The 25,008-nt window shown below is 28.5% G+C and carries 25 protein-coding genes, 1 pseudogene and 1 other annotated feature; of the genes and pseudogenes, 9 read left to right on the top strand and 17 right to left on the bottom strand.

Annotated elements, in window-relative coordinates:
- Positions 1-39 precede the first annotated feature (39 nt).
- Positions 40-1,161 carry an amidohydrolase gene (locus JWF52_RS12805; RefSeq protein ID WP_286184155.1) on the bottom strand — a complete coding sequence of 374 codons (1,122 nt, stop codon included), beginning with the start codon at positions 1,159-1,161 and terminating at the stop codon, positions 40-42.
- A 264-nt stretch (positions 1,162-1,425) separates the two neighbouring features.
- Here JWF52_RS12805 and JWF52_RS12800 point away from each other — a divergent pair, with 264 nt between their 5' ends.
- From JWF52_RS12800 to dapD, 4 genes are all read left to right on the top strand, one after another.
- On the top strand, positions 1,426-2,427 hold the full coding sequence (locus JWF52_RS12800; RefSeq protein WP_208333938.1) for an aspartate-semialdehyde dehydrogenase: 1,002 nt from the start codon (positions 1,426-1,428) through the stop codon (positions 2,425-2,427).
- Positions 2,428-2,592: 165 nt separating this feature from the next.
- On the top strand, positions 2,593-3,477 hold the full coding sequence (gene dapA / locus JWF52_RS12795) for a 4-hydroxy-tetrahydrodipicolinate synthase (protein WP_208333937.1): 885 nt from the start codon (positions 2,593-2,595) through the stop codon (positions 3,475-3,477).
- Positions 3,478-3,479: 2 nt separating this feature from the next.
- Positions 3,480-4,226 carry a 4-hydroxy-tetrahydrodipicolinate reductase gene (dapB, locus tag JWF52_RS12790; protein ID WP_208333936.1) on the top strand — a complete coding sequence of 249 codons (747 nt, stop codon included), beginning with the start codon at positions 3,480-3,482 and terminating at the stop codon, positions 4,224-4,226.
- 31 nt (positions 4,227-4,257) lie between these two features.
- Positions 4,258-4,974, top strand: coding sequence for a 2,3,4,5-tetrahydropyridine-2,6-dicarboxylate N-acetyltransferase (gene dapD / locus JWF52_RS12785; protein WP_208333935.1), 717 nt, complete (start codon positions 4,258-4,260; stop codon positions 4,972-4,974).
- Between the two features lie 38 nt (positions 4,975-5,012).
- Here the strand turns inward: dapD and JWF52_RS12780 are convergent, their stop codons facing one another.
- The 9 genes from JWF52_RS12780 to JWF52_RS12740 all read right to left on the bottom strand — a co-directional run bounded on the left by JWF52_RS12780 (position 5,013) and on the right by JWF52_RS12740 (position 13,067).
- Entirely contained in the window at positions 5,013-5,630 is a 618-nt protein-coding gene (locus JWF52_RS12780; RefSeq protein ID WP_208333934.1) for a DUF4397 domain-containing protein, read from the bottom strand.
- A gap of 212 nt (positions 5,631-5,842) precedes the next feature.
- The gene (locus JWF52_RS12775) at positions 5,843-6,250 is read right to left on the bottom strand and encodes a VOC family protein (RefSeq protein WP_208333933.1); all 408 of its coding nucleotides are present in this window, start codon (positions 6,248-6,250) and stop codon (positions 5,843-5,845) included.
- Positions 6,251-6,508: 258 nt separating this feature from the next.
- Positions 6,509-7,042: a hypoxanthine phosphoribosyltransferase gene (hpt, locus tag JWF52_RS12770; protein ID WP_353654941.1), complete on the bottom strand. Its 534-nt coding sequence runs from the start codon at positions 7,040-7,042 to the stop codon at positions 6,509-6,511.
- Between the two features lie 75 nt (positions 7,043-7,117).
- Positions 7,118-8,440, bottom strand: a complete 1,323-nt coding sequence (locus tag JWF52_RS12765; protein WP_286184154.1) for an L-cysteine desulfidase family protein — start codon at positions 8,438-8,440, stop codon at positions 7,118-7,120.
- A gap of 328 nt (positions 8,441-8,768) precedes the next feature.
- A complete protein-coding gene (locus JWF52_RS12760) occupies positions 8,769-10,547 on the bottom strand; it encodes a sigma-54 interaction domain-containing protein (protein WP_208333931.1) in 1,779 nt (592 codons plus the stop codon).
- The gene (locus JWF52_RS12755) at positions 10,540-10,680 is read right to left on the bottom strand and encodes a hypothetical protein (protein ID WP_208333930.1); all 141 of its coding nucleotides are present in this window, start codon (positions 10,678-10,680) and stop codon (positions 10,540-10,542) included. The genes JWF52_RS12760 and JWF52_RS12755 overlap by 8 nt, the downstream gene beginning before the upstream one ends.
- A 205-nt stretch (positions 10,681-10,885) precedes the next feature.
- The gene (locus JWF52_RS12750) at positions 10,886-11,455 is read right to left on the bottom strand and encodes a class I SAM-dependent methyltransferase (protein WP_208333929.1); all 570 of its coding nucleotides are present in this window, start codon (positions 11,453-11,455) and stop codon (positions 10,886-10,888) included.
- A gap of 110 nt (positions 11,456-11,565) precedes the next feature.
- The gene (locus JWF52_RS12745) at positions 11,566-12,201 is read right to left on the bottom strand and encodes a single-stranded DNA-binding protein (protein WP_208333928.1); all 636 of its coding nucleotides are present in this window, start codon (positions 12,199-12,201) and stop codon (positions 11,566-11,568) included.
- A 101-nt stretch (positions 12,202-12,302) separates the two neighbouring features.
- Positions 12,303-13,067 (bottom strand): polysaccharide deacetylase family protein, encoded by a 765-nt coding sequence (locus JWF52_RS12740; protein WP_208333927.1) that lies wholly within the window; start codon positions 13,065-13,067, stop codon positions 12,303-12,305.
- A gap of 127 nt (positions 13,068-13,194) precedes the next feature.
- Between JWF52_RS12740 and JWF52_RS12735 the strand changes: the two genes are divergently transcribed.
- The 3 genes and pseudogenes from JWF52_RS12735 (at position 13,195) to JWF52_RS19730 (ending at position 14,383) form a co-directional block, all read left to right on the top strand.
- Complete coding sequence (locus JWF52_RS12735) at positions 13,195-13,356, top strand: hypothetical protein (protein ID WP_208333926.1); 162 nt, start codon at positions 13,195-13,197, stop codon at positions 13,354-13,356.
- A 113-nt stretch (positions 13,357-13,469) separates the two neighbouring features.
- Complete coding sequence (locus tag JWF52_RS12730; RefSeq protein ID WP_042276113.1) at positions 13,470-13,679, top strand: alpha/beta-type small acid-soluble spore protein; 210 nt, start codon at positions 13,470-13,472, stop codon at positions 13,677-13,679.
- Positions 13,680-13,847: 168 nt separating this feature from the next.
- Positions 13,848-14,383 (top strand): annotated as a pseudogene (locus tag JWF52_RS19730) (DUF4364 family protein).
- 2 nt (positions 14,384-14,385) lie between these two features.
- Here JWF52_RS19730 and JWF52_RS12720 read toward each other — a convergent pair.
- The gene (locus tag JWF52_RS12720) at positions 14,386-15,252 is read right to left on the bottom strand and encodes a YncE family protein (RefSeq protein ID WP_208333925.1); all 867 of its coding nucleotides are present in this window, start codon (positions 15,250-15,252) and stop codon (positions 14,386-14,388) included.
- Between the two features lie 145 nt (positions 15,253-15,397).
- Between JWF52_RS12720 and JWF52_RS12715 the strand changes: the two genes are divergently transcribed.
- Both JWF52_RS12715 and JWF52_RS12710 read left to right on the top strand, forming a co-directional pair.
- Positions 15,398-15,646, top strand: coding sequence for a TIGR03905 family TSCPD domain-containing protein (locus JWF52_RS12715; RefSeq protein ID WP_208333924.1), 249 nt, complete (start codon positions 15,398-15,400; stop codon positions 15,644-15,646).
- A 111-nt stretch (positions 15,647-15,757) separates the two neighbouring features.
- Entirely contained in the window at positions 15,758-16,177 is a 420-nt protein-coding gene (locus tag JWF52_RS12710) for an RrF2 family transcriptional regulator (protein WP_208333923.1), read from the top strand.
- A gap of 29 nt (positions 16,178-16,206) precedes the next feature.
- Here the strand turns inward: JWF52_RS12710 and JWF52_RS12705 are convergent, their stop codons facing one another.
- The 6 genes from JWF52_RS12705 to JWF52_RS12680 form a co-directional block, all read right to left on the bottom strand.
- Positions 16,207-17,502 (bottom strand): bifunctional folylpolyglutamate synthase/dihydrofolate synthase, encoded by a 1,296-nt coding sequence (locus JWF52_RS12705; protein WP_208333922.1) that lies wholly within the window; start codon positions 17,500-17,502, stop codon positions 16,207-16,209.
- Between the two features lie 147 nt (positions 17,503-17,649).
- Positions 17,650-18,522: a DUF4300 family protein gene (locus tag JWF52_RS12700; protein ID WP_208333921.1), complete on the bottom strand. Its 873-nt coding sequence runs from the start codon at positions 18,520-18,522 to the stop codon at positions 17,650-17,652.
- 417 nt (positions 18,523-18,939) lie between these two features.
- Complete coding sequence (locus JWF52_RS12695) at positions 18,940-21,603, bottom strand: valine--tRNA ligase (RefSeq protein ID WP_208333920.1); 2,664 nt, start codon at positions 21,601-21,603, stop codon at positions 18,940-18,942.
- A 112-nt stretch (positions 21,604-21,715) separates the two neighbouring features.
- Positions 21,716-21,940: a binding site (T-box leader), on the bottom strand.
- Between the two features lie 183 nt (positions 21,941-22,123).
- Complete coding sequence (locus tag JWF52_RS12690) at positions 22,124-22,939, bottom strand: polysaccharide deacetylase family protein (RefSeq protein ID WP_208333919.1); 816 nt, start codon at positions 22,937-22,939, stop codon at positions 22,124-22,126.
- Positions 22,940-22,991: 52 nt separating this feature from the next.
- Positions 22,992-24,380: a [Fe-Fe] hydrogenase large subunit C-terminal domain-containing protein gene (locus JWF52_RS12685; RefSeq protein ID WP_208333918.1), complete on the bottom strand. Its 1,389-nt coding sequence runs from the start codon at positions 24,378-24,380 to the stop codon at positions 22,992-22,994.
- 66 nt (positions 24,381-24,446) lie between these two features.
- A partial coding sequence (locus JWF52_RS12680; protein WP_353654940.1) for an aromatic acid exporter family protein occupies positions 24,447-25,008 on the bottom strand: 562 nt, incomplete at its 5' end.

Here is a 25,008-nt window from a genome sequence, read left to right as displayed (position 1 = left end):
TATTATTAAGTCGTTATTAATATAAAATGAAATAATTTTTTATTCTAATACATTTTTATATCTTAATAATTGAATGTATGAATTTAATCCATTTAATAAAACTTCTTCGTTAAAATTAAAGTTTAGGTTATGAAGTCCATTTATAAATCCTTTTTCTTCATCTCTTGATCCAAGCATAAAGAATAATCCTGGAACTTCCCTTTGATAATAAGAGAAATCTTCAGATATCATCATTGGATCTAATCTTATTACTTTTTCTTCTCCTAGGGCATCTACAAATTCTTCATATAAACGTTTATTATTGTTTACAGAAGGATAATCATCTTTTATATGAAGGTTTATTTTACAATTATAAGACTTCTCCATACCTTGGCATATTTCTCTCATTCTAGTTTTCATACTATCATAAACTTTCGGGTCAAAAGTTCTAAGAGTCCCTTCTAATCTTATATTTTCTGCGATTATATTTCTTCTAGTTCCTCCATTTATTTTACCGACAGTAAGTACAGCATTATCTAATGGACTTACATTTCTAGAAACTATACTTTGTAATATATTTACAAGATTTGAAGCTATCAAAATTCCATCTATACCATTTTGAGGCATAGCCCCATGTCCACTTTTAGATATTATACCAATATCAAAATCCCCCGCCTGTGCCATAAAATATCCTGGAGCAAGACCTATATACCCTTCTTTTACCTCTGGATATATATGAAGTCCATATATTTCATCTATTTTATATTTATCTATTATACCTTCATTTATTAAATCTTCTGCTCCTCCTGGACCTTCTTCTGCTGGTTGAAATATAAATACTACATTATCATTTAAGTTTTCTAAATTATTATTTATAAATTCAACCAATCCTAATAATATACTAGTATGTCCATCATGACCACATAAGTGCTTAACACCTTCTTCTGTAACAAGACCATCTATATCAGCTCTAAAAGCTATTGTTTTTTTTCCTATTTTTCCTTTTAAAATACCTAATGTTGCTGTTTTTAAATACGTATCATATTTAACATTAATACTATCTAAATAATCTCTTATATACTTTGCTGTTTTAAATTCTTTTCTACCTACCTCTGCTATATTATGAAGTGTTTTTCTATGATTATAAATATTTTCTTGTAAGCGTTTAGTATCTTTTATCATATACAATCCCCCTATAAATTTATCCCATATTTATATATGTTCTTGCATAAATTTTAAATACATATATTTTAAATTTTCTCTATTTTATATAAAAGGTATCCTTTTAAAGTAAATAGAATATACATAAAATTAAAGACTATTTTATATAAATCTACTTAGCTTCATCTTAAATAAATGTGTCTTATAATAACAATTTGGCACTATATTTTAAACAATTAAAGTTTTAAATAATTTAATTGAATTTTATTAATTGGGGTGATTTTAATGAAAAAGGTAAATGTGGCTTTAGTTGGAGCAACTGGTATGGTTGGGAGAACCTTTTTGAAGGTATTACAAGAAAGACAATTCCCTATTGAGAATTTATATTTATTTTCGTCTGCAAAATCTGCAGGTTCTCATGTCACTTTTAATGGAAAAGATTATATAGTTGAAGAACTAAAAGAAGATGTGTTTAATAATAGAGATATACAAATTGCATTATTTTCAGCTGGAGGAGAAATTAGTAAAAAATATGCTCCTATAGCAGCATCTAATGGTATTATAGTAGTAGATAACTCTAGTTACTGGAGAATGGATTCAAATGTACCTTTAGTTGTTCCAGAAGTTAATCCTGAGGCTGTAAAAAATCATAATGGAATAATTGCAAATCCTAATTGCTCTACTATACAAGCAATGGTTCCACTTAAGCCTCTTCATGATAAATATAAATTAAAAAGAATTGTTTACTCTACATACCAGGCGGTTTCTGGTTCTGGTGTTAAAGGAGTTAAAGACCTAGAAGGTGGAGTTTTAGGAGAGCCTAATAATTTCTATCCACATCCAATAGCATTTAACTGCTTACCTCATATAGATGATTTTACTGAAAATGGTTATACAAAAGAAGAAATGAAAATGATTAATGAAACTATGAAAATATTTAATGATTATGAACTAAAAGTTACTGCTACTACAGTAAGGGTTCCAGTTAAAAATTGTCATAGTGAATCTATAAATATTGAATTTGAAGAAGCATTTGATTTATCTCACCTTGTAGATGCTCTTGAATCTATGCCTGGTATTGTAGTTGTTGATGAGCCTTTAAACAATGAATACCCTACTGCTATAGATTGTACTGGAAAAGATGAAGTCTATGTTGGAAGAATAAGAAGAGATTTTAGTGTTGATAACGGAGTTAACCTATGGGTTGTAGCTGATAACATTAGAAAAGGTGCTGCTACTAATGCAGTACAAATAGCTGAATTATTATTATCTTATAACCTAGTTTAATTTCTTAATTATATAAACTAACTATAATATTAAATTTTTTAATTGAAGGAAATTATAATTTCCAACTGCTAAGCTTGAAATAATTCGCCAACACGTTGCTCAAGCAACAAACGTAATCGTTGGCAAAATAAGCAAAGCGAATTTTATATAAAAGGAGAATTATATATGATATTTAAGGGATCTGCAGTCGCTTTAGTTACACCTTTTAATGATAATGGTGTTGATTTTGAAAAGTTAGGTAAATTAGTAGAGTATCACATAGAAAATCATACTGATGCATTGGTTATTTGCGGAACTACTGGTGAAGCTACAACTATGAGTGATGATGAACAATTAGCTGTTATAAAATATGTAGTAGATAAGGTTCAAAAAAGAATACCTGTTATAGCAGGTACTGGATCTAATAATACTGCTCATTCAATTTATTTAAGTCAAAAAGCTGAAAAATTAGGTGCTGATGCATTATTAATAATCACTCCTTATTATAATAAAGCTAATCAAAGAGGCCTTAAGCTTCATTTTGAAGAAATAGCTAAAAGTGTTAATTTACCAATAATACTTTACAATGTTCCTGGAAGAACATCTATGAACATAAAACCTAGTCTTGTAGCTGAACTTGCTAAAATAGATAATATAGTAGCAGTTAAAGAAGCTAGTGGAGATCTTGCTCAAGTAGCTGAAATTGCTAGATTAGTTCCTGATGATTTCGCTATATATTCAGGTAATGATGATTCTATAGTTCAATTACTATCTGTTGGTGGAAGCGGAGTTATATCTGTTCTTGCTAATGTTTGTCCTAGGGAAACTCATGATTTAGTTCAAAAATTCTTAGACGGAGATATAGAAGGTTCTAGAAAATTACAGCTTGATATGAAACCTTTAATAGATGCTTTATTTATTGAAGTAAATCCAATACCAGTAAAAACAGCAATGAATTTACTAGGATTTGAAGTTGGAAATTTAAGATTACCTTTAGCAGAAATGGATGAAAAAAATCTTCAAGTATTAAAGCAAGAATTAATTAATAGAGGATTAAAGGTGGTAGATTAATTATGCTAAAAGTTATAGTAAATGGTTGCCTTGGTAAAATGGGATGTGTGTTAACAAAATGTATTCAAGAAGATAGTGAATTGGAATTAGTTTGTGGAGTATCTAAAGATTTACCAAGTAATCCGACCTTTAAAATGTATTCTAAAATGGTTGATATAGAGGAAAAAGCAGATGTAATTATAGATTTTTCTCATCATGAGGCACTAAATGATGTGTTATCATTTGCACTACAAAATAAAACACCTTTAGTAATAGCTACTACAGGGTATAACGATGATGAATTAAGAAAAATAAAAATAGCATCAAAAAGTATACCAATTTTCCACTCTTCTAATATGTCCTTAGGAGTTAATGTTCTTTTAAAATTGGTAAGAGAAGCTTCAAAAGTTTTAAATGGTTTTGATATTGAGGTAATAGAAAAACACCATAATAAGAAGGTTGATGCTCCAAGCGGTACAGCTGTTATGATCGCTAACGCTGTAAAGGATGTTTTACCTAGTGTTGAATACAATTATGGTAGATATGGGCGTTCTGCAAAACGAAGTGAAAATGAAATTGGTATACATGCTGTTAGGGGTGGAACGATTGTCGGTGAACACGATGTAATTTTTGCAGGACATGATGAAGTTGTTCAAATTTCTCATAGTGCTCAGTCTAAAGATATTTTTGCAAAAGGTTCTATAACTGCTGCTAAATATTTAGTTAACCAAGATTGCGGTTATTATAATATGGACGATATGCTAAATTAGATTTTAATTAATATACTAAGGGGGATATCTAATGATAAATTTAAACGATGCTTATGAAATTGCTAATTTTATTAAACAGTCTAAAAAGGCTACACCTGTAAAGGTGTACGTAAATTGTAATAATATTACACTTAAATCAACTGATAGCTTTAAAGTTTTTGGTTCTAATAATTCATATATTTTAATAGGAGATTATAAAGAAATATCAAAAACGCTTAAAGATAATAGTGATAATATAATTGATACTCATATTGAATTTGATAGAAGAAACTCAGCTATACCTATGTATAACTACTTACATGAGCATGCAAGAATAGAACCTGGTGCGATTATTAGAGACATGGTTACTATCGGAAAGAATGCTGTTATTATGATGGGTGCTGTTATTAATATAGGTGCTGTTGTTGGAGAAAATTCTATGATAGATATGAATGCTGTTATTGGAGCCAGGGGTATAGTTGGTAAAAATGTTCATTTAGGTGCGGGTGCTGTAATCGCCGGAGTATTAGAACCACCATCAGCTTCTCCTGCAATAATAGAAGATGATGTATTAGTTGGAGCTAATGCTGTAATACTTGAAGGTGTAAAGGTAGGAAAAGGAGCTGTTGTAGCTGCTGGAGCTATTGTAACTCATGACGTAGATCCAGGGTGTGTAGTTGCTGGTTCTCCTGCAAAAGTTATTAAAATGAAGGATGAAAAAACATCTCATAAGACTAAAACTATGGATGGACTTAGAGATTTAGATTAATAAAAAAGCTTAGTTACCAAAAGTAACTAAGCTTTTTTTTATTCTGATATTGAAGGTGCTATAAACGTTGCACCGTCTAAAGATTGAAATACCTGCACGTTAGGCAGATTTCCTAATGCATAAAATGTATATATTCTATCTGGATTTATAGTTTTTTGATTGCTTCTTAAAATTCTTCCACTAGCTACAGCTTCTATATCTAATCTATAGTCTCCAGCTAATATGTCTACATAGTCACTAATATCTCTAAATTCAATATCCTTAAATAAAACCTCTCCATCTATTAGTATATCTACTTCCGGTGCATTCGGTGATAAATGAACTACTCTTATTTTAGAGTATCCTATTTGAGCTCTTTCTTTGTCTTCTTTTATGCTTACTAATTGTAAATCATCAATATTTCCTGATACTGCAATAGTTACTAGTTCTCCATTTCTTACTTCAATATTTTCTGTTAACATTGGATTTTCTGTTGTATCAACAGCATATACTTTCATCTCATACGTTCCCTCAGGAACATATACATACGGACTAAATTGAGTAAATCTTATAGATTTAAAAAATAAAGTGTCATTTATATATATATCTACTGCATCACTATCCGGAACTGCGTGCAAAGCCCTAATTAATGAATACTCTTCTTCAAAATTTCTCACTATTATCCCCTCCTAAAATTTAAATTTACCCTCTACTATAATAGTATTGCTATCCATATAGTTTTGACACTAAAATTCCCTTCGCTCATGTCGCCAACGATATAACTTCGTATTCATTCAGTTACATCCGTTGCTTGAAATTCCCTTCGCTCAAATCCATTGCTTAAATAATATCTTTCTATATAAAAAAGCAGACTTATTAGTCTGCTTTCTTAGTTTATATCTGTATCTCTTATTTCTATCTCAGTTCCTTCAGGAGCCTTTATTTTAAATAAACTCTCACCTTCAACTTTATACACAACTTCTTCATTTTTTAATTTAAAATTATTATATCCTAAGTCTATAATTCTTTTATATTCTTCTTCTACATTATCCACTAAAAATGCCATATGCACAGGTCCTTCATTTAATGAACTCCATTTATTAAACTTATCCCCAGATTTCGGTGTTTGTAGCTCTATCATAAAGTCACCTATACGTATCCAAGTATTATAATCTCTACTATGGAAGTTTGCTGTTTCACTTACTACCTCAAAACCTAGTATTTTTGTGTAAAAATCTAAAGATTCTTTGTAATTTTCAGTTTGAATGCATATATGATGTACCATTTTTATCCCCATGTTGTTACCTCCTATAATATTTTTTTATCTGAGTTATCCACTTTTTGTAAATTTTTATAGTTAATATGTGTATAAAATTCACTTCGTTCATGTCGCCAACGATATAACTTCATATTCATTCAGTTACATCCGTTGCTTAAAATTCACTTCGTTCATAGAGTCAACTGTATAGCTTCGTATCCACTCAATTATATCCGTTACTTAAGATTCAATTTATTTGGAATATAAAAAGTTGCTCTATTAGAGCAACTTTTTATATTATCTATCTTCGTTTGTTACATTAAATACATATGGTATATTTCTGTAGTAATCTCCAAAGTTTAATCCATATCCAACAACGAATTTATCTTCTATTTCAAATCCACAGTAGTCAGGAACTAATTCTACTTTTCTTCTGCTTGGCTTATCTAATAACACACAGCATTTTAAGCTTACTGGATTTTTAGACTTTAAGTGGCTCATAACAAAGTCCATTGTAAGAGCTGTATCTGTTATATCGTCTACAACTAATACGTGGCATCCTTCTATTTCTGAACCTATATCTGATACTAATTTTACTCTACCTGAACTTTCTTCTCCGTGTCCGTAACTTGAAGTAGTCATAAATTCAATCTTAACTGGTACAGTTATGTTTCTTACTAAATCTGCACAGAATATGAAGCTTCCCTTCAATAAAGATATAACTATAAGTTTTTCACCTTTATATTCTTCTGATATTTGAGATCCTAATTCTTTTAGCCTATTTGCTATCTGTTCCTGCGAACATAGGACTTCCCATTTTTTAGTTTCTATATCCATAGTATAATCCTCCACTATATATAATGATACTTTCCATTTTATCGAAGATTATCTTCTTTTGCAACAAAATTAGTCAACCTTGTTCATATCATCCATTACATTTATTATAACCTCATCTGTAGTAGTCATTCCCTTATCTGATACTTTTCCTAAATTTTGTATACTTTCTTCTACAGTATTACCAACTATACCTGTTAATGGAGGTACTATACAGTCTTGAGTTGCTATTATAGCATTTTGTATAGCTGCTGATGCTGCTGATGCTAATTTTAAAGAACACCCTGATTTTGCTCCATCACATATCATTCCACTTAAGCTTGCTACTATATTTTCCATAGCACCTTCTATTTGTTTTGTACTTCCATCCATTAACCAAGATATACCTGCTGTCGCCCCAGTTGATGCTGCAACACCGCATCCGCACACTGCTGATAGTCTTCCTGTAAAGTTTTTAACATAAGCTGTTACTAAGTGAGATATCGCTAATGATTTAGCTAATCTTTCATCACTTTGTGGGAATCTTTTATTGTATGCAACTATAGGAAGTATTGCTGTTATACCATGATTTCCACTACCATTTGAACTCATAACTGGTAATTTTACTCCGTTCATTCTAGCATCTGCCGCCGCTGCGGTTATCATCATTGTATTATTCATTAAGTCATCACCTAATAAACCTTTTTCAATAGACTTTTTCATTCCGTATCCAACGCCAATACCTATCTTATTTTCTAATCCACAATTAGCTATTTCTTCATTCATAGTTATTCCTTCTAATAAGAATTCTATATCTTTAAATTCCATATCTTCAACATTTGCTATTAATTCTTTTATAGTTATTGTATCTAATATATTTTCTGTAGCTACTTCAGTTGTAGAAGCAATTTCGTCTAATCCTTCTTGTGCTAATAGAACTTTTCCATTAGCTTCTAAGTATACAAAATTATCATGCTTAGTTCTTATGATTACCTTTGAAGTATTATTCTTTCCTTCTAAATTAACTTCTATATATACTTTTTCTTTTGTATCTGCTGGAGATACTGATATTGGTGTATTGTCCATATAGCTTTCAGCTAATTTAACCTCTTCTTTAGTTATACCTTCTAATACTCTTAACCCATCTTCTGAATGACCACCTATAAATCCAAGTGCAACCGATATTTTAAGTCCTACTCTCTCTGTTCCCGGTATACCAACACATAAACCATTTTTATAAACATTAGGGCTTACTAATACTCTATGCTTAACTATTTCTTCTCCTAATAATTCTTTAGCTTTTGCACAAGCTAGTGCTACTGCAACAGGCTCAGTACATCCCATAGCTGGTTTTACCTCTTCAACTAATATATTAATTAATCTTCCTTTTATATCCATAGCTTTTGTATCCATCATAATAAATCCCTCCAAAATAATAATATTATGACTTATAATTATAGCAATAAGCGTGCCAACTTTTATTCAAATTATTTTTTATATATTTTGGGAATGATTAAAATTATTTTTTATATTTAAATTTTTATTATTAAGTATTATATAAACATTGAAATTTAAACATATTTTTTAAATTAAATAATATATAAATTATTTTATAAAACTATGTAGAATTTTTTAATTTTTTTATATAATAATAGATTATTCACTTTTTATAAATTGAATATATCATTATATAGTTTCACTTTTCTCAAAAACAATACAAAAAATCTCAAAATGATATTTAGTATCATTTTGAGACTATTTTATACTTTTCTAGTTTTCTATATAAAGTTGCCCTTGATATACCTAAGGCCTTTGCTGCTAAATCTTTATCTTTTTTATAATCCTTATATTTATCTAATGCCTTTATAATTTCTCTTCTTTCCAATTCTTCTAGATTAATTATTCCTTCTTTAATTATTATATCTTCACTTTTATCTATTTTTTTCATTCTATTTGGCATTGTATCTAATGTAATTATAGATGATGAAGACATATTTACACTATATTCTATAATATTTTGAAGCTCTCTTATATTGCCTGGCCATTTATAATTAATCATTAAATTTATAACACTTTTATCTATATCGACTACATTTTTATTAAGTTTGATAGCATATTCTTTCATCATAAAATTAGCTAATAAAGGAATATCTTCTCTACGATCCCTTAGACTTGGTAATGATATTGGAATTACATTTAATCTATAATATAAATCCTCTCTAAAAGTTCCCTTATTGACCATCTTCTCTAAGTCTTTATTAGTTGCTGCTACAATTCTTACATCTATAAACACATTTGATTTCGCACCTATTTTATTAAGCTCCTTTTCTTGCAACACCCTAAGTAGTTTTGCTTGCAAATGCAAACTCATGTCTCCTATTTCATCTAAGAATATAGTTCCCTTATGAGCAAGCTCAAACTTACCTAATTTACCTCCTCTTTTAGCTCCAGTAAATGCACCTTCTTCATATCCAAATAATTCACTTTCAAGTAGATTATCTGGTATAGCTGCACAATTTACCGCTACAAAAGGATTTTCATTCCTATTACTATGATTGTGTATAGCCCTTGCGAATAACTCTTTGCCTGTCCCACTTTCTCCTGTAATAAGAACTGTAGATGTTGATTTTGATGCAATAAGAGCTTCTTTTTTTGTACTATTTATAATATCACTTTCTCCTATTATATTATCTAGGGTTATTATATAATCTTTATTTATTTTGTTATAGTTTTTTATGGCATCTCTTTTATCTATAAAATCTATAACATATCCTTTAAGTTCGTTTTTTAAAATTATTTTGTTTGCATTGTATATTCCTTTTAAAGTATAATCTCCACTTTCATAATTAAAACTACAAGATTTATCTTTCTTAAAATTATTCATTGACTGTCTATCAATAAATTTTAGTATATCTGATATATCTTTATTTTTTATACTTCCTTTTAAGTTAAATATCTTCATAAACTTTGAATTATATTTATCTATTTTTCCATCTACATTAATAGATACTATAGCTTTATCCATACTGTCTATTAATGTTTCTAATCTTTTCTTTTCCAACTCTAATTCATAAGTTTTGATTTGAGCTTTTAATTTATTAGAAATCAAATCAGCCATTTTACCTAAAAAATTCATAAGATTATCTTTATTGTCTTTTATAATATTTGCTTGATTTTCTGTGAAGGCTATAAGACCTATTACACCATATGATTTTTCTTCACATATTATAGGGCAACACACCTCTGCAAACTCCTTACATCCTATATTACTGTCACATTCTTTGCAAATATCATTGCAGCTTGGATCATCAATTAATATATCAATTTGTTCAGTTAGTGATTTTTTAAATGCAGAGTATCCATATACTTTTTTACCTACTTTATCTATATATATTCCTGTACCTGCAATCCTTACTAAATTTTGATCTACTATAGTTACATCTATACCTAAAACAGCCACAATGGCCTCTGCTATGTTTTGAATATCATCTTTAATATATTCTAAGCTTATCATCTTAATCATTCCTTAATTTCTTAATATTAATTATTTCTTTTATATCTTTTAATATTAAATATATCTTATTTAGTGTTAACTGAATCGATATAAGTACTACAAATAACATTACAATAATAATTAAAGCATAATTTATGTTCATTTTTCCTCTCCTATAATAAAATTCGCTACGCTTGAGCGACGTGTATGCGAAACATTTTAAGCTATTGCTTTGGTGCTACACTTCATGTAATCAACATATTGCTCAAGTTGACAGTTTGAATTTATAAATTCGTCATTATATTGAATAAAGACTAGGGATAACCTAGTCTTTATTTTTATTATCTATATATTTTATTTTACATTATCTACTTTCTTTTTCCTATATAAATATATCTTTCATTTTGAACTTCTTTAAGAGTACCTTCAAAGTTTAAGCTTGAGAACATATTGATTATATCTTGAGGGTAATGATATGTTATATTTTCACCACATAACTTACGCTTTAAATGCTTTAACTTGACTTTTAAATTTTTTAGATTTAAATCTTCTAATATAAGTTCTCCATTATTCTTTAAAACTCTATTTATTTCTTTTGAAGCTTTACTACAATTATTAGTATTATTAAAGTGATCTAATATTATAACTTTATCAAAATATTTATCTTCAAACGGTAGTAGTTCTAAACAACCTTTTACAACGCTACAGTTTTCATTGTGTATTAAAGAGTAACATACATCCTCATATGCACTATTTTCTAGTATTGTTACATACACACCTAACATTCTTAATCTTTTTCCTAAATTGCCTATTTCTCCAACAAGTAATATATTGTTTCCTATATTATACTTGATAGTATCTAAAAAACATGTTACATCATCAGAAGTATCAATCAAATCAGCATTAGGCTCGTAATCATGATATAATACGCTTTTCACAGTGTTCCCCCTCTTTTATTTTATACATTTATATAAATCATCATAGAATAGATTATAATCAATCCGAGGGAACTATTCAATAGGTAAATTTCAATGTTTTTTATGAAACCCTATTCATTGTTATTTTCACTAGTTTTCTTTATTTTAGATATAGAAACTTCATATGCAACTTTCTTAAGAACATCTCCATCATCAGTCTTCTTTTCGTACTCTCTACTTTGTACTCTTCCCCACATTTGTATTCTATCCCCTACTTTTAAACTCTTAGCAAACTTGGCATTTCTTCCCCATACTATTGATGGTATATAGTCTGATTTATTATATGGCCTATTTATAGCAACTAATAAATCAGTTATTTCTCTTCCTAATGGAGTTTTTCTATATATTGGATTTTTGCATATGTATCCATCTAAGAATATACTATTGGGGTCTTTATTTTCTTCATCACAGACTTTTATATCTCTAACAAATATAGTAAGAACTAATCTGTTTTTATTATCAATATTTTTATTATAAGATCTTAATTGGCCTACTACCTTAACAGATTTATTATTTTCAAAATCTATTTCCTCTAATAATCTTTCTGATACAGTTATCGGAAGTACATCATATGAATCACTAAGTCTATTTATTTTTATTTTAGTATTATAGAATTTTTCACCAAATATCTCATGACTAAATTCTAAATTTTCTTCTAATTCTCCCCTTAGGTTTACTACATTAGTATCGTCTTTAACAGTTATCATTTTTTTCTCCCCCCACAATTGTTAATTCTTATGTTTTATCTTTTTTATATAATAAATATATTGATTAAGTTTATTTTTTATTACAGTTTCTTAATATCTATTTAATCTTTAATTTTTTGTACTCCATTGCTATCTATCGTATAATTGTCCTTATGTATTAGTTCTGACACTGGAACTATTTCATATCCATCTTTTTGAAGGTTACTTATTATTGAATCTAAGTAATCTTCTACATTACTTATGTTTGCATGGAATAGTACTATTGATCCTGGTTGTGAGCCTCTAGCTACTCTTTCTATTACATGATTTGGTCCTATTTCTTTCCAGTCCATAGAATCCACATCCCATTTAACAACTTTATATCCTAAAGATTTGCATACTTCTAAAGTTTTATTATCTACATCCCCAAAAGGCGGTCTATATAACGTAGTTTTATCCCCTGTTATTTTTTCAATTTTACTTGATGTTACTTCTAGTTCTTGTACTATTGCCTTTTCTGATAACTCTTTTGTATTTGCATGAGTATTTGAGTGATTTCCTAATTCATGTCCTTTTTTATGTATTTTAGCAACAAGTTCTTCATTATCATCTATCCAACTTCCAACTAAAAAGAATGTAGATTTTATGTTGTATTTATCTAATATATTTAGAATTTCATCTATATTATCAGATCCCCATGCAACATCAAAACTTAAAGCTATTTTCTTCTCTTGTGTATCAACCTTATATATAGGCATATTTGCATTTTCTTGCTTGTAGCAAAAATATCTTATTCCATAAACTAAAGCAAATAATAATATTAATGTTAGCATTAGAAAAAAAATACTAGATATTAATGACTTAGTCTTTTTTAATCTGCTGTTCATGCTACACCTCCTTATAATAATTTATCCTATACTTAAAATTTATTTTTTAATTTCAAAAAATTACTACTAAAATAAAATTGTTATTTGGAGAAACTAAATTTAATCATATTAAAAGGTGGTGATTTTAGTGGCAACTTTAAATAATGTACCTAAAAATGTAAATGGAGAAAGAGAAAGTATTCACGATAATTCAGTATTTAAAAATAACGTTCACCCAAGAGAAATTCACAGTACTGTAAACGGTATAAGAAAAGATAAGAAAATAAAGATGAATAGAAAGGAATCTTAAAAAAATATTTTTTTTAAAAAATAGTATATAAAATCATATTCGTGGGCAAATTAGTATTAACAACGAAAGAGTATAATTCGTTGTCAAACATCAACTTAAGGAGGAATTTTACTATGTCAAGTTCAAACAACAACAAAACTGTAGTTCCTGCAGCTAAAGCTGCTTTAAACCAAATGAAATTAGAAATAGCTAATGAAATAGGTTTAGCTAACTATGATACTGTTGATAAAGGTAACTTAACAGCTAGACAAAACGGATATGTTGGTGGTTATATGACTAAGAAATTAGTTGAAATGGCTGAACAACAAATGGCTGGGAAGTAGATTAAAATTCTGACACCTGGGTAAAAAAAGGGCTACCATTTTGGTAGCCTTTTTATTTACAAAATTATTCAAATTATACTCAAATATAATATTAAATAAATTGTGCTTTTATTTTTATATATTTTAGTTTAATATATTATATAGAAATAGTTTACGGAGGATGATATTATGTTTGAAAACTCATCTGAAGAATTAGCTTCTCATAAGCTATTAATTTTATATATTTTAAATAAAATTAATATGGATTTAACTAATTCTCAAATAACACAAGTTGTATTAGAAACAGAAATGATGAATTATTTCTCTCTTCAACAATTTCTATCTCAACTTATGGAATCCAAATTTTTAACTACATACAAAGACTCTGCTAGAGAATATTACTCTCTTACTCAAAAAGGGCTTGAAATACTAGAATATTTCTTATCTAGAATCCCAGAAGATGTGACAAAAAAATAGATGAGTATATTAATAATAATAAAGAAAGTTTATTATCTGATACTCAAGTAAAGTCAAGTTTTGTTAAACAAAGTGATCATGAATTTATTGTTAATTTAAGAGTTATAGAAAATCAATCTAATTTAATAGATTTAAACTTAAATGTTTCTTCAGAAAAGCAAGCCAATTTAATTTGCAATAACTGGAAGAAAAATGCTTCTTACATGTATGCAGAAGTAATCGAATTACTTATACGTGATAATAATTAAGCCTACAAACATAATATGGTTGTAGGCTCTTTTCCTACTTTTACCTCTTTTAATAAACTATTATCTAAAGTACTATATATTTTTATAGAATTTCTCTGGGTATCCGAAACAAATAATAATTCTTCATTTTTAGATATTTCTAATCCTTGGGGATTTCCGTTTACTTCGATAGATTCTAGATATTTTCCCGTTTCATATTCTAAAATCCTTATACTTTTATATCCCAAGTCTGCTATATATACTCTGTTTTTACTATAATTAAAGCATATTTGCACAGGTAATAAAAATTCCTCTATTATTTTTTTCACTTTCATATCAGTTCCATCTAATATTACTAATTTTCCGTCTAAAGTTGATGTATATATTTCATTTTTTTCTTTATCTATTTTTATATGCCACGCTTTAAATTCTGTATCTACTTTTTTATCTATGCACTTGTTTGTTGTATCTATACAAACTATAGAATTTATACAGGGTACATATAACCTATTATCTTCATGGTCAAAATCAAATCCATGTGGCATCTCATCTACACTTATTATACCAATAGGATTTAAGCTATCTTGTTCTATTATATATATACTATTTGAATCTTCATTAGACACGAACAGTTCACCATTACATAATGCAACTTGACTTAAACTACCACCTATAGATATGTTATCTATAATCTTATTAGTTATTAAGTCTAGGACATACAAAACTCCATCATTAGAACTTGGTATATAGATTAACGATTTTTCTTTATCTATACAAAAATGATGGGGGTAAATTCTTTCTTCTAGTTCTATATCTTCTTCTAAATTAAATGTCTCGTAATTAAGCACACTGATACTCTTTGATAGATAGTTCGAAATATATACTTTCAAATAACATCCTCCTCCCTATAATAAATATCATATGATACTATATTAAATAGAATGCTTGTACTATGCATATCTTTTACATATTGCAATATTATCCACATCTTGGTATCATTAGTTGAAAATATTATTATGTATAGGAGTTTATGGGATGAAAATAACTTTTAAACCAAGCGGTGTATGCTGCAGAGAAATGTCATTTGATGTAGATGACAACAACAAAATAACAGACATTGAGTTTGTAGGCGGATGTCCAGGAAACATGATAGGAATAAAACACTTAGTAATCGGACAAGATGCTCATGAGGTTGCAAATAAATTAGAAAATATACCTTGTGGATCAAAAGCTACATCATGTCCAGACCAGTTATCTAAAGCTATACGTGATGCTTTAAAATAAAAAAATTGTGGCTATATGGCCACATTTTTTATTTTATATCTATATTTTTTATGTATATATGTATAATATTAATGTAGAGTTGTATACAAAACATTAGTACTGGAGGATTTTATGAATCTATCAAAATTTACCGACTACGGTTTTAGAATACTAATTCACTTAGGAAATAATCCAGATAAACACTTTACTGTGGATGAATTATCTTCAGTTCTTAATTTATCATCACATCATGTGAAAAAAATTGTTTATAAGTTAGTTAAATGTGGATATATTTCATCCTCTAAAGGAAGAAATGGTGGAATAAAATTAGGAATAGATCCTAGTCGTATAAATTTAGGTGATTTACTTGAAGTTACAGAAGATAATTTAAATATTGTCGAATGCTTTTCTTTAGAAAATAATTCTTGTAATATAAGTAATTCTTGTAAACTAAAGCCTATAATAAATAATGCACTAGTATCTTTTAAGTCTGTTTTTAATAAATATACATTAGAAGATATTTTAGACAAAAAAGTATCTAGGATGTCCTAGATACTTTTAATTTTATCTATTAAAATGAATTACTTATTATTTACTATAGTTCTAACCGCACCTATCATATATAAAGAACCTGCACTTATTATTACATCATCTTTATTTGAATTTTCTAACGTATAATTGACAGCATCTTCTATTTCTTTTTTCTCAACAACATTAGCTACATATTTAGATATCTTTTCTTTTAGTAATTCAGAACTAATAGCTCTTGGATTATCAGGAGTAGTTACTATAACTTTATCGAATCTCGGCATAAGTATTTCTAAAACTCCATCTATATCCTTGTCTTCTAACATACCTATTAACATAGTTAGATTTTTACCTTTAAAGTTTTTATCTATTGCCTTTGCTAAAGATTTAGCTCCATCTTCATTATGAGCTCCATCTATTATAAATATTGGCCTTTCTTTTATTTTTTCTATTCTACCTGGCCATTTAGTATTTATAAGACCTTTTCTTATGTTTTCTTCACTTATCTCTAGCCCTTTAGTATCAACTAAGTACTTTATAACACTTAAAGCAAGTATTGAGTTATTTACTTGATGATCTCCTATTAATTTTATTTCTAAATTTTCATATTTATCTCCCATTATACTAGCATCATAAATTTGAGAGTATATATCTGATTTTTTTATATCTATATCATCAAATTTTACTTCTATGTAATTGGCATTTTTATCTTTACAAATTTTCTTTATTACATCCTTTGCTTCATTACTTTGATCATAAACTATTGCTGTACCTTCTTTCTTTATGATTCCACCTTTTTCATAGGCTATTTTTGCTATTGTATCTCCAAGTATGTTTACATGATCTAAACTTATAGAACATATTACACTAACTTCTGATTTTTTTATTATATTAGTCGCATCATATCTACCACCAAGTCCTACTTCAAGAGCTACAAAATCCACATTTTGCTCACAGTAATAATAAAATGCCATAGTAGTAACTATTTCAAACTCTGTTGGATATGAATAACCTTCACTTACCATTTGCTCTATTTTTTCTCTTATTAATGTAACTATTCTTGCTACATCTTCTTTAGGTATATTTTCTCCATTAACTCTAATTCTCTCTGTAAATGTTTCTAAAAACGGAGATGTATAAAGCCCTACTTTGTATCCAGATTCTTTTAGTATACTTGTTATAAACGAGCATGTTGATCCTTTTCCGTTAGTTCCTGCTACATGTATTATTTTTAATTTATCTTGAGGATTTCCTAAAAGCTCTAATAGCTTAGTCATATTATCTAAGCCTAGCCTTATTCCAAATTTATGTGTTTCTTCTATATATTTTAATGATTCTTGGTAATTCATTTATTATCCCCCTTGGCAGTTTATCTTTTGTGTATTCCTACCATTTTATTATAGTATATTTTATTCGCAATAAAAACTATATTAGGTCAATACTTAAAATATCATTTAAGTATAAAAAGTCACTCAAGATAGAGTGACTTTTTATATTTATTTCATTAATTCATTATTTTCCATAATTATTGGCTTTGATGATCCATCACCAGATGTATTGTTATCCAATCTATCCATTAAGTAGGCTTTTAACTCTGCTTTATCCTTAAATTTAGAAACTTGATAAGGTAAAGATGGTCCATATTTTTCAATAAATAATAATCCATCTTTAGTTTTTATTAAAATACCTGCATGTCCTACAAATACCTCATTGTCCTCTGGTGCATGTAAGAGCACATTTATCATTGACACAGTTTCATTTTTTACAAATGATATCTTTCTTTTTTCCCATTCTTTTATAATTGCTTGTGCATGTTTTTCTACATCTTTTGAATTTTCTACTGGTATGGCCACATATAAGTTGATGAACTTATCAACATCTTCTTTAGTAAATCTACTTATAGGGTTATTATCTATAGCATCTATATCAAACATTAAATTTCTATCATCACCTTTAAACTTTTCTCCTGAATTAACATATTTTTTAAATATTGAAAATGCTGTTAATCTACAGTTAAAATCCATGTAATTTAATTTTTTCATATCCCATTTTTCACCTAAGTATCCTTCATCATAAGGTACTTGTTGAGTTTTTATAGATGTAAATCCATTTTTTGATGTTTTTAATTTATTTATATCTGATTTATTATTATAGTCTTGTACAATCTTAATAAAATAGTTTGCTTGCTTTTCCTCTATTTTATTTTCTATTAATATATTTTTAATTTCATTTTGAGTTTTATCATCTATTAAATTAGAGTATGTAAGTTTTGAACCTTCTATTTTATCAGTCTTACCTATATTATTATTTGCGCATCCTGTAACTAATAATACTGCCGATAACATCACTGGTATAATATGTTTTATCATATACATTAACCTCCATAATAAAATTTATATTCTAATATACTTATTTCAAATAACTTGTCGACTTTTGTAGTATAAACTATTTTTGATAAACCTTTCAATGGATTTTTAGTTACAAATCTGATATAAAAAAGTAGCATTTTTTTAAAACTTTTTTGGCGATTAAAAATTAACCATTCTACCTTAATCCATCAATATATATTTTTTTCAAATAAAAAATTCGCTTCACTCATATCGCCAACGACTACGTCCGTTGCTTGAGTAACGTGTTGGCGAAACTTTTTAAGTTTATCGATTGAGATTACAAATTATTCACAAACCAGATAATTTATAATCCCTTAGTATATAAAAATGCCCATTAAAGTAAGTATATAAATACTACTTTAATGGGCATTTTTGTTAATAATATATATTTTTATATTACTTCATTTTAGCTTCTAAATTTTCAAGTCTTTCAACTACAGACTTCATCATCTCTTCAAATTTTTCTTTCTTAGCTTTTTCTTCATTTATTAAACTTTCTGGAGCTTTAGCTAAGAATCCTTGGTTAGAAAGTTTTCCGTTAACTCTCTTTATTTCACCTTCTAATTTAGATTTTTCTTTGCTTAATCTTTCTATTTCTTTAGCAAAATCAACTAATTCATCAAGTGGTATAAATATCTTAACGCCTTCTATAACAACACTTACAGCATCTTCTGGTATATTAGTTTCATCTTCTAATATTTCAACTACTGATGCAGATGCTAATGTTACGAAGTAATCAGAACCTTCAACCATTGCTTCTTTCTTTTCAGCTGTAGGAACTATTATAACCTTTGCTTTCTTTGATGGCGGTACGTTCATTTCTGCTCTTACGTTTCTTATATTTCTTATACCATCCATAGTTAAGTTCATCATTTCTTCTTCTTTAGCCATATTATCAGTTTCAGTATAGTGAGGGAACTGTGCTACTACTATACTTCCGTCTACTGTTGGAAGATGAGTATATATTTCCTCTGTTATAAATGGCATATATGGGTGAAGAAGTTTTAATATTTTTTCTAATACGTATGTTAATGTATATAAAGCTGTTTGCTTAGCTTTTTTATCTTCAGAATATAATCTTGGCTTAACTATTTCTATATACCAGTCACAGTACTCTGACCATGCAAAATCATATATCTTTTGAGCAGCTATACCAAGATCAAACTTATCCATATTGTCTGTAACTTCTTTAACAACATTGTTAGCTCTTGATATTATCCACTTATCAGCTAAAGTCATATTATCTTCAACTGACTCTCTAGTTACACCATTCATTATCTCTTCATCTATATTCATAAATACAAATCTTGATGCATTCCATAATTTATTAGCAAAGTTTCTTGATGATTCTACTCTTTCCATGTAGAATCTCATGTCATTTCCTGGGGAATTTCCAGTTGCTAACATGAATCTTAACGCATCAGCACCATATTGGTCTATTACTTCTAATGGGTCTATTCCATTTCCTAGAGATTTACTCATCTTTCTACCTTCTGAGTCTCTAACTAATCCATGTATTAATACATGCTTAAATGGAGTTTTATCCATACAGAACATTCCTGCAAATGCCATTCTTACTACCCAGAAGAATATTATATCGTATCCAGTAACAAGTACACTTGTTGGATAGTAGTAGTTTAATTCTTCTGTATTGTTTGGCCATCCTAATGTTGAGAAAGGCCATAATGCAGAACTAAACCATGTATCTAGTACATCTTCGTCTTGCTTGAAGTTAGTGTGTCCACACTTACAAGCTTTAGGCATTTCTTTTGAAACTACAACTTCACCACATTCTTGACAGTAGTAAGCTGGTATTTGGTGACCCCACCATAATTGTCTTGATATACACCAGTCTCTTATGTTTTCTAACCATTGAGAATATGTTTTATCAAATTTATCTGGTACAAATTCTAGGTCTTTATTTTTAAGTATATCTAAAGCTGGTTTAGCTAATTCATCCATCTTAACGAACCATTGATCAGATAATCTTGGTTCAACTACTGTTCTACATCTGTAACAAGAACCAACATTGTGATTATGATCTTTTATAGCTATTAAGTATCCAGCTTCGTCTAAGTCAGCTATAAGTTGCTTTCTACACTCATATCTGTCCATACCTTCATACTTACCAGCTAACTTATTCATAGTTCCATCTTCGTTCATTACGTTTATCTTTTCAAGATTATGCCTTTGACCTACTTCAAAGTCATTAGGGTCATGGGCTGGAGTCATCTTAACTGCTCCTGTTCCAAACTCTAAATCAACATAATCATCAGCAACTATTATAAGTTCTCTATCTATCATAGGAAGTATTGCATGTTTTCCTACTAAGTGCTTATATCTTTCATCTTCAGGATTTACTGCTATACCTGTATCCCCAAGCATTGTTTCTGGTCTAGTTGTAGCTATTTCTAAGAATTCTTTACTACCTTTTATTGGGTATTTTATATGATAGAATTTACCGTCATGCTCTTCATGTTCAACCTCAGCATCTGATAAAGTAGTCTTACAATCTGGACACCAGTTTATTATTCTGTTTCCTCTGTATATTTGACCCTTTTCATATAGTTTCACAAAGAACTCTGTAACTGCTTCATTACATCCTTCATCCATTGTGAATCTTTCTCTATCCCAATCACAAGAATCTCCTAACTGTTGCATTTGGTCTACTATCTTTCTACCAAATTCATTTCTCCAGTCCATAGCTCTTTTTAGGAATTCTTCTCTTCCTATTTCGTACTTAGTTTTTCCTTCTTGTTCTTTTATTCTTTCAACAACTTTAACTTCTGTTGCTATAGAAGCATGGTCTGTTCCCGGTTGCCATAAAGCTTCATAACCGTCCATACGCTTCCATCTTATAAGTATGTCTTGTAATGTATGGTCAAGTGCATGTCCCATATGTAATTGCCCTGTTATGTTAGGCGGTGGTAGCATTATTGTAAATGGTTTTTTATTTGGGTTTGGCTTAGATTTAAATAGCCCATCTTCTAGCCATTTTGAGTAAAGTCTTGACTCAAAATCTTTGGGATTATACGTTTTTGATAAATTTGTATTTTCCATTATATTACCTCCTTTTATTTTATTATTAATTAAAATTCGCTTTGAGCGACATGTTAGCTAAATATTATAATTTAAATATCTTTGATTATAAAAAAAGAGCCTTTCATCCTTAAATAAGGACGAAAAGCTCGCGTTACCACCTTAATTCCATCACTTTACTAGTAAAGTTTTGGCTCTTAATAGAATTTAACGATTCCACCCGTCTAAACTTACTATTAGTTCAGTTTAGAAACTCCAAAGCTACCTTCTGCAAACCTATACTTAGAAGACTTCTCAGCCCGTGAGTCTTCCTCTCTTTTAGTAGTATTTACATACTCCTCTTTATCATAGTTTTTATTTTAATTTATTGTTTAATTATATCTAATTAATATTATTATTGTCAATTACTTCTGATAATATATATGTTAATTTAAATATTTATACTTTCAGTAAAATTTCAAACTCACTCCATAATTAGATTTTGACAATATATAACTTATAAAATACAAATTAGTTAATCCGCATAGGTTAAAACAACATTTTATAAATTTTTATCCCAGAAATTCATAGGTTTCATGTATTCTTTTATTGGAAGTATTGTATATCCTCTTTCTTTTAATATCTTTATCATACCATCTAACGCCTTTACTGTTTGTTCTTTTTCATGCATTAAAATTACTAGGTGTTGTCTGTCTCTTCCGTAGTATAATACATTACTTACGATTTTATCTGTTGTTGCTCTCCAATCTTCTGTATCCAAATTCCAATCCCACATTAGATATCCATTTTGGTCTAAAATATCATGAGATCCATCCGGCATATAGGGCTTACTTCCATAAGGTAATCTTATTAGTTTTGATACATCTCCTGTTATATCATAAAATGTGTTATTGCAAGTTTCAAACTCATTTAATGTTGTTTCAGGACTTTTATAAAGCTGTTTTATATCATGACTTACACTATGGAATCCTACACTATGACCTTCTTTTTGTACATTTTTTACTTCTTCTTTATGATTTTTCATATTTCCTTCTATCATAAAAAATGTAGCTTTTATATCATTCTTTTTTAAGGTTTTTAGTATCTCATTTGTATATTTAGATGGTCCATCATCTATAGTTATATATGCTATTTTTTTCGGACTAGGTCCCGGGCCTTTATGTATTTGAGATGTTGCTTCATAAATTATATTAGCCACATTTTCGTTCTTTATTTTATCAAAAACATCTCTTCTTTCGCTATATACACTGGTTTCTTCAACATTTTTTGTTGTGAAAGTTTTAAGCCCTAATACACCTACTATAATAACTAAACTAGCTATAACTATTGAAATAATTTTATTAGATTTATTTTTCATCCCCCAAATCTCCCTCTCATACAATTTCTTCTTCAAATGTTATTTGCACTAATTACTTGCTATTTTTTATATCTCTACTAAATATTTTTAAAATCTGTTCTTCTTCTTTCTCTCCTAATGATTCTACTTTTTTAATTCCTATAGCAGTCAAAAATTGTAATACATTTAAATTATCAAAAGGCGTCTCTATCTTTGTACTTTCTGAGTATTCATTAACATACTTTGTCCCCTCTTCTACGTTTAAAATTCTCTTAGGTCCACCTACACATCCACCAATACAACCCATACCTTCTATAAACGTTGCATCGATTTCTTTATTAATAACCTTTTGCAGTCCTTCTCTACAGTCTTTGACACCTGAAAATGATTGAGGAATAAATTTAATATCTTTATTTATTCTCTCTGAAGATATCTGTATTGCCTTACTTACTCCTCCAGTCCTAGCATAAACTCTACCTGAATATGATGCCTCAACTCTATTTTCTTCTTCTAATTCGGATGGATTTATTTCTAAAGCATCAAAAATATCTTCTAATTCTTTAAATGTTAATACAAAATCAATAGCATCTTTTATCTCATCTATAGTTGCTTCTTTTTTCTTTGCAATACAAGGACCTATAAAAACTACTTTTGCTTTAGAATTTAATATTTTTATTGCCCTTCCACATGCAATCATAGGCGATACAGATGGAGACACATTTTCTAAAATTTCTGGAAATCTATTTTGAATTAATCCTACCCATACTGGACAACAACAACTTGTTATATAATATCCTTCTTCATGACTTTTCATATGATCACAATAGTCATAAGCCTCCTTTGCTGTAAGCATGTCTGCAGCTAGAGCTACTTCTATCATATCTTCAAATCCAATTTTTTTAAGAGCAGTCCTTATCTTACCTGGAGTAACTTCTGCACCAAATTGACCTATAAAAGCCGGTGCTACTATAGCATATACTGGGCAAGTTTCTTCTTTTAAAAGATTTATCATAGGAATAAACTGTATTTTATCTGATATAGCTCCTAGACTACATTTTGATATACATTCTCCACATGCGTTACAAGTATTTGTCTCATTACAATTACTATGCTTATTTTTAATTAAACATGCACCTTCTTTGCTATTTTTATTACAGTGTTTACATGCTTGCTTTATTATTGATATTATAGGAGTGTTAATCTCCTTTAAATTTGTTGCTTCATTTAACATGTCTACCAATGAATAATCAAACTCATCAGTTGGATCTAATCCCATTATTACTCTCATTAAATTTATAATCGTTTCATTATCAAAATTATCATTCAAATTATCTCCTAGTACTTTTATAGGTATTTCTTCTATTTTTTCTATGTCCTCATACCAAACAGATTTTACTAATTCTTTGAAAAGCTTCATTTTATATTCTTCAAGGATTTTTGGGTTTATATTTATAGAATTCATATAGTACCTCCTAGTCTCTTATATAAGTTAATATTCACAGAGGCACTATATTTTATTTATGGATTGTTAGTTAGATTTGTTAATTTCGTGAAGAGTTTTCATTTCTTCTATTATCTTACTTAAATGATAATTAAATACAGGACTTTTTTCTTCATCTATGTCCCATTCAATATTTTCAGTTTTATATAATATCTTTAAATTTTTATGATTTTTATTGTTCAAATACAACTTCTTGTTTAGTAATTCTATAGCGTGTACATGAGAATATATCTCTTTACACATATTCATAGCTTCTCCAACTTTATCAGTGTTTATTTCATCTCTACTGTATCTTGATTCATCTACAAGTTTTTTATATATACCTTCTAATTTTTTAATTTCTTTTTCAAATTTTGCTATATTTAACTTCTCTTTATTTACTATCTTATGCTTTATAGATTCTAATGCCATTTTTTCAAATTTGACTAGTTCATTTTTAACATTACCTAAATAGTTTGGTCTTGCTAATAAATAATTTATTACTATTCCAGTTATAACACCCACAGATGTGTCAACTATTCTATGGAAAGAATATATTGCTGGATCACTATCTATTACACCCAAATATATAGATGTAAATGCTACATTT

Source organism: Clostridium sp. CCUG 7971 (assembly GCF_017590215.1).
Classification (GTDB): Bacteria; Bacillota; Clostridia; order Peptostreptococcales; family Peptostreptococcaceae; genus Faecalimicrobium.
This window is presented reverse-complemented; position numbering and strand designations above follow the sequence as displayed.